This is a genomic window from Phaeobacter sp. 11ANDIMAR09, from assembly GCF_001294455.1.
Taxonomy (GTDB): Bacteria; Pseudomonadota; Alphaproteobacteria; order Rhodobacterales; family Rhodobacteraceae; genus Pseudophaeobacter.
Genome location: NZ_LIKT01000023.1, coordinates 69,046 through 78,353, shown reverse-complemented (window position 1 = coordinate 78,353; position 9,308 = coordinate 69,046). Strand labels below are relative to the sequence as shown.

General features: G+C 58.8%; 7 protein-coding genes. 4 read left to right on the top strand and 3 right to left on the bottom strand.

What is annotated here, in order from left to right:
- Positions 1 to 148: 148 nt before the first annotated feature.
- The gene (locus AN476_RS17440; RefSeq protein ID WP_054462992.1) at positions 149 to 994 is read right to left on the bottom strand and encodes a fumarylacetoacetate hydrolase family protein; all 846 of its coding nucleotides are present in this window, start codon (positions 992 to 994) and stop codon (positions 149 to 151) included.
- A gap of 604 nt (positions 995 to 1,598) precedes the next feature.
- On the opposite strand from AN476_RS17440, the gene speA reads away from it, so the two are divergent.
- The 4 genes from speA to speB all read left to right on the top strand — a co-directional run bounded on the left by speA (position 1,599) and on the right by speB (position 6,873).
- Positions 1,599 to 3,488 carry a biosynthetic arginine decarboxylase gene (gene speA / locus AN476_RS17435; protein WP_054462990.1) on the top strand — a complete coding sequence of 630 codons (1,890 nt, stop codon included), beginning with the start codon at positions 1,599 to 1,601 and terminating at the stop codon, positions 3,486 to 3,488.
- A gap of 22 nt (positions 3,489 to 3,510) precedes the next feature.
- Complete coding sequence (locus tag AN476_RS17430) at positions 3,511 to 4,722, top strand: saccharopine dehydrogenase family protein (RefSeq protein WP_054462988.1); 1,212 nt, start codon at positions 3,511 to 3,513, stop codon at positions 4,720 to 4,722.
- Between the two features lie 110 nt (positions 4,723 to 4,832).
- Positions 4,833 to 6,002 (top strand): carboxynorspermidine decarboxylase, encoded by a 1,170-nt coding sequence (nspC, locus tag AN476_RS17425; protein WP_054462986.1) that lies wholly within the window; start codon positions 4,833 to 4,835, stop codon positions 6,000 to 6,002.
- Between the two features lie 10 nt (positions 6,003 to 6,012).
- A complete protein-coding gene (gene speB / locus AN476_RS17420) occupies positions 6,013 to 6,873 on the top strand; it encodes an agmatinase (RefSeq protein ID WP_054462983.1) in 861 nt (286 codons plus the stop codon).
- A 47-nt stretch (positions 6,874 to 6,920) separates the two neighbouring features.
- Here speB and AN476_RS17415 read toward each other — a convergent pair whose 3' ends face one another.
- Both AN476_RS17415 and AN476_RS17410 read right to left on the bottom strand, forming a co-directional pair.
- Positions 6,921 to 7,658 carry a class I SAM-dependent methyltransferase gene (locus AN476_RS17415; RefSeq protein ID WP_157063793.1) on the bottom strand — a complete coding sequence of 246 codons (738 nt, stop codon included), beginning with the start codon at positions 7,656 to 7,658 and terminating at the stop codon, positions 6,921 to 6,923.
- Positions 7,659 to 7,941: 283 nt separating this feature from the next.
- The gene (locus AN476_RS17410; RefSeq protein ID WP_054462979.1) at positions 7,942 to 9,051 is read right to left on the bottom strand and encodes an NADH:flavin oxidoreductase; all 1,110 of its coding nucleotides are present in this window, start codon (positions 9,049 to 9,051) and stop codon (positions 7,942 to 7,944) included.
- Positions 9,052 to 9,308: the final 257 nt, after the last annotated feature.

Below are 9,308 nucleotides of genomic sequence, written 5' to 3'. Positions count from 1 at the left end.
GCCAAAGGACGCGACTGGTTTCAAATTGAGGCTTTTGCCTCTTTAGGCCCCCCCCCCTTGGCCCAACTTGGAGAGGGGGGGGGGGGGGGGGGCGCCAAAGGGCAGGCTCTGACGCCATGGGGCCCAAAGGGCTGCTTCGAGGCGCAGGTTATCGGCTGGCAACCACAGTCTGTTTTTGCACGCCAAGCCCTTCAATCCCCAGCTCCATTTCATCGCCGGGTTTAAGATAGACCTCGGGGCGCTGCCCCATTCCGACACCCGGAGGGGTGCCGGTCGAGATCACATCACCAGGCTGCAGGCTCATGAACTGCGACAGGTGCGAGATGACCGTGGCCACATCAAAATGCATCGTCCGGGTCGAGCCATCCTGGTAGCGGTGCCCATTTACCTCCAGGTACATGGCCAGATCCTGCGGGTTGGGGACTTCGTCGCGGGTCACCAGCCAGGGGCCGATGGGCCCAAAGGTGTCGCAGGACTTGCCCTTGACCCATTGGCCCGAACGATGGATCTGAAAATCCCGTTCTGACAGGTCATTCACCACGCAGTAGCCCGCAACATGATCCAGTGCGTCCTCTGCAGAGACATATTTTGTGTGCTTGCCGATCACCACGCCCAGCTCGACTTCCCAGTCTGATTTGACCGAGGTGCGGGGCAACTCCGTCTGGTCATTGGGGCCACAAATCGCCGAGGTGGCTTTGAAAAAGACCACCGGCTCCTGCGGCAAGTCCATACCCGCCTCAGCCGCATGATCCGCGTAGTTGAGGCCGATACAGATGAATTTGCCGACCTGTGCAACACAGGGGCCAATCCGTGGAGCTCCCGCCACCAGAGGCAGGCTTGTAGGATCAACCTCTCGCAGGTTCTGGAGTTGAGCGTCGCTCAGAACCGCTCCGGCGATATCCGCCACCACGCCTGACAGATCACGGATTTGGCCCTCGGCATCCAGAAGTCCCGGTTTCTCGCTGCCCTGGGGGCCAAAACGCAACAGTTTCATGTGCTCTCTCTCCTTACACGTCCGATGGCCCAGCCGGGGGGGCAGAGCCAGCTCAGTGGTAAAGGTGCTCGCGTCTTTGGCAAGAGGCAAAGACGACGCTGCGACCTATTGCTGAGCTGGTTCAACCCTAGTGCCGCTCAATAGACGCAGCGGTCTAGACGCCAATGGGGCGGCCATTTCCCCTGTCGGCGGAAACATCCAAACCCCAGGGGCAGTGGACATAGGATCTTTGTCGCAACTGAGAGAGCATAAGGGCGCTGATTGGGGCACAAATGGCCAGGGCCAAGACGCGCGATGCCAAAGTGGTCTAACAGGTTTTTGGGTCCAAGGTTGAGGGGCAAAATGCGCCGGTCAGGAGGAAACAGTGATGTGGGATTTTGCGGCGTTTTCTCTATTGGCGGGAATCATTTTCTCTATTGGCGGGAATCATATGTGCCCCTATAAGCCACGCCACGCCGACACCGGGCGTTTCCTCCAGGGGCGCTGGATCAGAGATCGTTATTGGGGCTGCTTTTCCCGGGCTGCCAGACAGTGTGACGCTTTCTCGTCTTCTGCCTCTGTTTCTGCTAGTTTTCCCTCACATCTTTCGCAAAGGCCAGCTCGCTTGAACCAGGACCACACCTGCCCAGAGAATGTTTATGGAGTCGACCGGTGGGGCAAAGGCCTGATCACCGTATCGCCAGAGGGTGAGATCGCTCTGTGCAATCCGGCCCATAGGGAGGCCGCCCCCATCAGTCTGCCGGGTATTCTGAGCGATCTGGAGCAACGTGGCATCGCCTCGCCGCTTTTGCTGCGGATCAGCTCCTTTCTGGAGAATGAGATCCGCCACATCAACCAGAGCTTTGCCAGCGCAATCCAGCGTGTCGGCTATAAAGCGCTTTACCGGGGTGTCTTCCCCATCAAGGTAAACCAGCAGGCTCAGGTCATTGACAGAATTGTCGAATTTGGCAGCGGCTATGATTTTGGACTGGAGGCGGGGTCAAAGCCCGAGCTGGTTATTGCCCTGGCGCACCGGCTGTCCAAGGATGCGTTGATCGTCTGCAACGGGGTCAAGGATGCAGAGTTCATCCGCCTGGCGATCCTGTCGCGGCGGCTGGGGTTCAACACCATCATTGTGCTGGAAAGCCCAAAAGAGGCGGAGACGGTGATCGAGGTCACCCGCGAGCTTGGTATCGAGCCGCTTCTGGGGGTCAGGGTGAAGCTGACCAATCAGATCGGTGGCAAATGGCAGGAAAGCTCAGGCGATCGCTCGGCCTTTGGCATGAACACGGATCAATTGCTGCGGGTGGTGGATCGGCTCAAGGACGTGGGGTTGTTGCACTGCCTGAAGCTGCAGCATTCGCATCTGGGCAGCCAGGTGCCGGATGTGAACGACGTGCGCCGCGCCACAGCGGAGGCCTGTCGCTATTTTATCGAACTGACCCGCGAAGGCGTGCCACTGACCCACCTCGATCTTGGTGGTGGTTTGGGCATCGACTATACGGGCGAAAAACGGGCCGCAGAGAATTCGATCAACTATTCGATCGAAGAATATGCTTCAAACGTGGTAGAAACCGTGGCCTATGCTCTGGATGAGGCCGAGGTGGCCCATCCGGTGCTGGTGACGGAGAGCGGCCGGGCAGTGGTGGCGACCTCCTCGATGCTGCTCTTTGATGTGCTGGAGACGACGCTTTATGATGCGCCAGATGCTCCGGATGTACAGCCGGAGGACCATCATCTGGTGTCTGACCTGGCCGCAATCCGCGGCTATTTGGTGGCAGGCCGGGTGCAGGAATGCTGGAACGATGCCACCTTTTATCGCGATGAACTGCGGGGATTGTTTCGCCGGGGTATGGTCGATCTGCGTCAGATGGCGCGGGCCGAGCGCATCTATCTGTCCCTGATCGCACAGATTAAGGTGCTGGCTGCGGCCTCGGATGAGGTGAATGAGCTGGGGGAAAAGCTGGAAGAGGTTGCGGATGTCTACCACTGCAATTTCTCGCTGTTTCAATCCCTGCCGGATGTCTGGGCCATTGACCAGCTGCACCCGATTGTCCCCCTGCAACGGCTGAACGAGGTGCCGGACCGTCGTGCGGTGCTGTCCGACATCACTTGTGACAGCGACGGCAAAGTGGATCGTTTTATTCTGGCGGATGGGATCTCGCCCTCCTTGCCGGTGCATTCCCTGCAAGAGGATGAGCGCTACTACCTCGGGGTGTTCTTTGTGGGCGCCTATCAGGAAACCCTGGGCGATTTGCACAACCTGTTTGGCGATACAAATGTTGTAACCATCGACCTGCGCCCGGATGGTGGGTTTGACCTGTTGCATGAACAGGAAGGCGACACGATTTCCGAAGTTTTGTCCTATGTCGAATTCGATCCCGCAGATTGTGTGGCAGCTTTCCGCAAGATGGTTGATGAGGCCATTTCAAACGGATCCGTGCAGGTCAGCGAACGCAAGACCCTGATCGGGGCCTATCGGGACTCGATCAACGGCTATACCTATTATGAATAACCCCGGGAAGGAGAAGACCACCATGGGTAAGACACTTGTTGTTGGTGCCGGCGGCGTAAGCCACGCATCGGTCCATAAGATGGCAATGAACGCCGATATCTTTACCGAGATCACCTTGGCCAGCCGTACCAAATCCAAATGTGATGCGATTGCCGTCAGCGTGAAGGAACGCACCGGGGTTGAGATCAAAACTGCCGAGCTGGACGCCTATGATGTGGCCGCAACCGTTGCCCTGATCCGCGAAACCGGGGCTGAAATCCTGGTCAACCTGGCTCTGCCCTATCAGGATCTGGTGTTGATGGATGCCTGCCTCGAGGCTGGTTGCCACTATCTGGATACCGCAAACTACGAACCCGAAGACGTGGCCAAGTTTGAATACCATTGGCAATGGGCCTATCAGGACAAATTCAAAGAGGCCGGGCTGACCGCGATCCTGGGCTCTGGCTTTGATCCGGGTGTTACCTCGGTCTTTGCGACCTGGTTGAAGAAGCACAAGCTGGACACCATCCGCCAGATCGACATTCTGGACGCCAATGGTGGCTCCAACGATCAGGAGTTTGCCACCAACTTCAACCCCGAGATCAACCTGCGCGAAGTGCTGGCCGAGGTACGTCACTGGGAAGGCGGTGAATGGAAAGCCAGCCCCGCCATGACCACCAAGGTCGAGTTCGACTTCCCGGCCATTGGCAACAAGAACATGTACCTGATGTATCACGAGGAGCTGGAAAGCCTGTCGACCCATTTCCCGGAGATCGAGCGGGCTCGGTTCTGGATGACCTTTGGTGACGCCTATATCATGCACGCCAAGGTGCTGGAAAATGTCGGCATGACGCGGATTGATCCGGTCATGCATGATGGTCAGGAGATCATTCCGATCCAATTCCTGAAAACCCTGCTGCCCGATCCCGGGGATCTGGGGCCAGAAACCAAGGGCAAGGCCTGTATCGGTGATATCGCCACAGGCCAGGCCAAGGATGGATCGGGTGAAAAGACCTTCTATATCTACAACATCTGTGACCATCAGGATTGCTATGCCGAGGTCGGCAGCCAGGCGGTCAGCTATACCACTGGTGTGCCCGCGATGATTGGCGCCGCGCAGGTGCTGAAAGGCAACTGGAGCGAGGCCGGTGTCTGGAACATGGAGCAACTGGATCCCGATAACTTTATGGAGATGCTGAATGTTCACGGGCTGCCCTGGCAGGTCCATGAACTGGACGGTCCTGTCGATTTCTAAACCCCAGCCCGGCCTTTAGGCCGGACAGCGTCCGTCCGCCCCCATGGGCGGGCGCTTTGCCTCCACCGCGAACGGGCATTGCCCGATCCGCTCTTTCGGGAATCTTCCCCATGTCTGAGATGATGACCACCCAAGCCGGCGCGGCCGGCGCCTTTGGTGATTTCGATCTTTCCCGCGTGCCCACGCCCGCCTTTGTGGTGGATGAAATAGCGGTTGAGCAAAACCTGATGATCTTGGCTGATGTGGCCGAGCGCTCTGGCGCCCATATTCTGGCGGCGCTCAAGGCCTTTTCGATGTTTGCCCTGGCGCCCAAGCTGCGCCAATATCTGCAGGGCACCTGTGCGAGCGGGCTCTACGAGGCGCGGCTTGCGCGCGAGGAATACGGTGGCGAAGTGGCCACCTATTGCGCGGGCTACAAGGACAGTGAAATTGACGAGATCATCGCGCTGTCGGACCACATGATCTTTAACAGCCCGGCGCAAAAGGATCGGTTCCTGGTCAAATGTCAGGCGGCAGGCAAGCAGGTTGGGCTGCGGATCAACCCGGAACACTCCGAAGGTGAGATTGCCAAATATGACCCCTGCGCGCCGGGCTCGCGGCTGGGCATGCCCATCAGCCATTTGACGGCTGAAGTGCTAGACGGGGTGGACGGTTTGCATATGCATACTCTGTGCGAGCAGGGCTTTGCCCCCTTGGCGCGGACCTGGGCCGCGATTGAGCCCAAGCTGACACCCTATCTGAGCCAGTTGAAATGGCTGAATTTTGGTGGCGGCCATCACATCACCCGCGATGACTATGATCGCGACGCGCTGGTGGATTTCATCACTGAGATCCGCAGCACCTACGACATTGACGTCTATCTGGAACCGGGTGAGGCCGTGGCGCTGGATGCAGGCCTTCTGATCGGCGAAGTCCTGGACCTGCCGCAGAACGGCGTCGACTTGGCCATCACCGATATCTCGGCCACTTGCCATATGCCGGATGTGATCGAGGCCCCCTATCGCCCCGCCATGCTTGGGGAGGTCGCAACAGGCCATAGCTATCGTTTTGGTGGGCCATCCTGTCTAGCAGGGGATGTGATTGGGGACTACAACATGGCACAGCCGCTGCAGATCGGCGACCGCTTCGCCTTTTTGGATCAAGCCCATTATTCGATGGTTAAAACCAACACATTCAACGGTGTGGCCTTGCCCGCCATCCTGCTGTGGAACAGCCAGACGGATGATCTGCGGATCGTGAAACAATTCGGTTATGACGATTTCAAAGACAGACTGTCGTGAGGGGAGCACTATGAACATCTTTCTGGAGAGTGAACTGAGCGTACAAGAGCGGAGCGAAGACGCTCTTTTCCGGGTCATTCCCGTGCCTTTGGAGCGCACTGTCTCCTATGGGTCTGGCACCGCAGCCGGGCCTGCCGCCATCCTTGAGGCCTCAAACGAACTGGAGCGCCTGTGTCAGGGGCTGGAACCCTGCGCCTCGGGGATCTTCACCGAAGAGATGCTGGAGTGCGAGGGGGCGCTGCCTGAGGTGATGGAGCGCCTGGCGCAGCGCACAGAAGCCTGCGTTCGTGCAGGCAAATTGCCTGTCACGCTTGGCGGGGAGCATTCGCTCAGCTATGGCGCCGTAACCGGGGTTGCCCGCGCGCTAAAGCAACGTATTGGTATCGTACAGATTGATGCACACGCCGATTTGCGGGTGGCCTATCAGGGGGAAAAACACTCTCATGCCTCAGTCATGAACCTGCTGGTCAATGATGGTATCAAACTGGCACAGTTCGGCGTCCGGGCGCTCTGCACGCAAGAGGCCGACAGCCGCAGTGCAAATGGTGTTTTTCATGTGGATGCCGAAGAGCTGGTCACCGGCAATATCCATGCGGTAGATCTACCTGAGGATTTCCCCGAATTGGTCTATGTCAGCTTTGATGTGGATGGGCTGGACCCCTCGCAGATGCCTGCCACCGGGACACCAGTGCCTGGCGGTCTGGGCTACTACCAGGCTTTGCATCTGGTGGAAAACGCCCTGAAAGGTCGCCGCTGTGTGGGATTTGATGTGGTTGAGCTTGCCCCGGATGGCAATGCCGCCTGGGATTTCACCACGGCGCAAATCGTCTATCGCCTGATGGCGGCCTGCCTGGGGCAGGAAGAGCTCTAATTCGCATGAGCAGTCGGGGGGGATAGACCCCCCGATCGATTGAGCAATCAGCCTTCGCCGCGACCAACCTCGCGGCGGCGTATCTTCTGCCGTTTGACGACGGCAACGGTCCGGCGCGAGATGGAAATGCTGTCGATCCAGGACACCAAGCGGTTTTCTTGCTTGCTCAGCTCAGGGCCGTGCCGCTGTGAACAGACCAAAGCGGCCTGCAAGCGGCTGAAATAACTCCAGAAAGACTCTTCGTGATCGGCATATTGCGAGCCTTCTTCCTGGGCCAGGAAGCTGGTGTGCACATCTTCGACGATATAGACGCCACCGGGGGGCAGCATGGGGAACAGGGTTTGAAACCCGATGATCTGATGCGACCAGAAATGCGACGCATCGTCCAGGATCACCGAAGGCTGGTAGCTGCGAAACACCCGTTTCAGGAACTTTGGCTTGGACGCATCTCCGATCTCGATATGGATGCGGTCTTCCTCAAATGTCTTGGAGATGCCTTTGATATCAACGCCGACAATGCGCGCCTTGGGGAAAAAGGCCTTCCAGGTGCGCAGCGATGGCGCCCGACGGCTGGGCAGACCGACGCCAAGTTCCAGCATGGAAAAGGACTTTTCTTTGTAAGGCGTCAGGAGGTGCTCGTAAAACCGCATGTAGTCATGCCGTTTTGAGCTCTTGTCGGTTTCGGCCTCAATGGCCAGCTGATCCAGCTCCCCCCGCGGCAGCAGCTCGGCAACTTCCGCCGGATGGCTCTCCTCTGCCGCGGCAGGCAGGGGGGCGGCTTGCACTGGGGCGGCACTCTCTTCTGCTTTGAGAGCGGTCTTTTTGGCTGTAGGTGCCTTGGGTTTGGGGCTCCTCAGCGGTTTTGTAATACTCTTGGATTTTGCCGCTGGTTTTGTTGCTGATTTTGTCACGGTCTGCGCCTGCCTCTGATTTTCTAAAAAGCTATCAGTCAGCAAGGAGGATTGCAAAACCTATCGCTGCCACTGGAACACGTGTGCTCCCGCGCGGACCTGGGGCCGGACGGGAGCGAGAAGCCAGGGTAGACTAAGGGGGGACGTGGTGCGCAAATCAGCTCAGCTTGTGCAACATGGATTTCTCATAGGCCACCAACCTGTCGGTCTCTCCCGCTGCCACCTGATTGGCCCAGTCCGGATTGGCGATCAGGGCGCGGCCCACGGCGACTAGGTCAAACTCGTCGCGCTCTGCGCGTTCGATCAAGCGGTCGATGCTGGCAGGTTCGGCGCCTTTGAAATCGGCGGAGCCATCGTCGGGCAGGAAATCGGCGTTTAGTCCAACGCTGCCCACGGTGATTGCGGGCTTGCCGGTCAGTTTGCGGGTCCAGCCAGCCAGGTTCAGATCGCTGCCCTCAAACTCGGGCTCCCAGAACCGGCGGGTGGAGCAGTGGAAGATGTCAACGCCTGCCTCTGCCAGCGGCGTCAAGAAGGCCTGCAAAGCCTCAGGGGTTGCGCAGAGCCGGGCGGAATAGTCCTGCTGTTTCCACTGCGAGTAGCGGAAGATGATTGGGAAATCCTCGCCGACGGCGGCGCGCACGGCGCGGATGATCTCCAGAGCAAAGCGCGAACGATGCGCCAGATCTCCGCCATAGCCATCCTTGCGCTGGTTGGTGCCTTCCCAGAAGAACTGGTCGATCAGGTAGCCATGGGCACCGTGTAGTTCGATCGCATCAAAGCCAATCTTCTTGGCGTCAGCGGCGGCCTGGGCAAAGGCGGCGACGACATTGTCGATGTCCTCCTGGTTCATGGCGTGGCCTGTCACCTTGCCGGGCTTGGCCATGCCGCTGGGGCTGTGGCCGGGGGTGTCGCCACCGGGCATAACGCCAGGGCGACGGATGGCCCCCACATGCCAGAGCTGCGGCGCGATCTTGCCGCCAGCGGCATGCACCGCATCGACCACTTTTTTCCATCCTGCCAGGGCCTCTTCTCCATAAAAGGCGGGCACATTGGGGTAGCCGCTGGCGGCCTCGTGGTTGACAAAGGTGCCTTCGGTGATGATCAGCCCAACCCCGCCTTCGGCGCGGCGCTGATAGTAGGAGACTACCGCGTCATTGGGGGTATTGCCGGGCGAATAGGTGCGGGTCATGGGCGCCATGGCAATGCGGTTCTTCAGGCTCAGCTTGCCCAGATCAACAGGGGTAAACAGGGTGTCGGCACGGCTCATGGCGCAGCTCCTAAAAATGATCAACTTGGTCTTCGGGCCGACCCACAGGCCGCGTCCTTTGCCAGTATCAAACAGCAGCGGGGCCTTTCGGAATAGATTTGACTTAAGGTCAAATCCAGAGTGACCCAGCGTTCTGTTGCTTGCGGGCGGGAAAGACGGGGCGCGGTCTTTTGCCGATCCGGCGCAGAGCACCTGTCTTCAACCCAAACAAGAGGGGTAGCGACTTGACCCCACGCGGCGGAAGCCTCACTTTGGCG

Bases quoted from the DNA above. Each gene is read 5' to 3' on its own strand.
- AN476_RS17440 (WP_054462992.1), bottom strand. From the start codon at position 994: ATGAAACTGTTGCGTTTTGGCCCCCAGGGCAGCGAGAAACCGGGACTT.
- AN476_RS17430 (WP_054462988.1), top strand. From the start codon at position 3,511: ATGGGTAAGACACTTGTTGTTGGTGCCGGCGGCGTAAGCCACGCATCG.
- nspC (WP_054462986.1), top strand. From the start codon at position 4,833: ATGTCTGAGATGATGACCACCCAAGCCGGCGCGGCCGGCGCCTTTGGT.
- speB (WP_054462983.1), top strand. From the start codon at position 6,013: ATGAACATCTTTCTGGAGAGTGAACTGAGCGTACAAGAGCGGAGCGAA.
- AN476_RS17410 (WP_054462979.1), bottom strand. From the start codon at position 9,051: ATGAGCCGTGCCGACACCCTGTTTACCCCTGTTGATCTGGGCAAGCTG.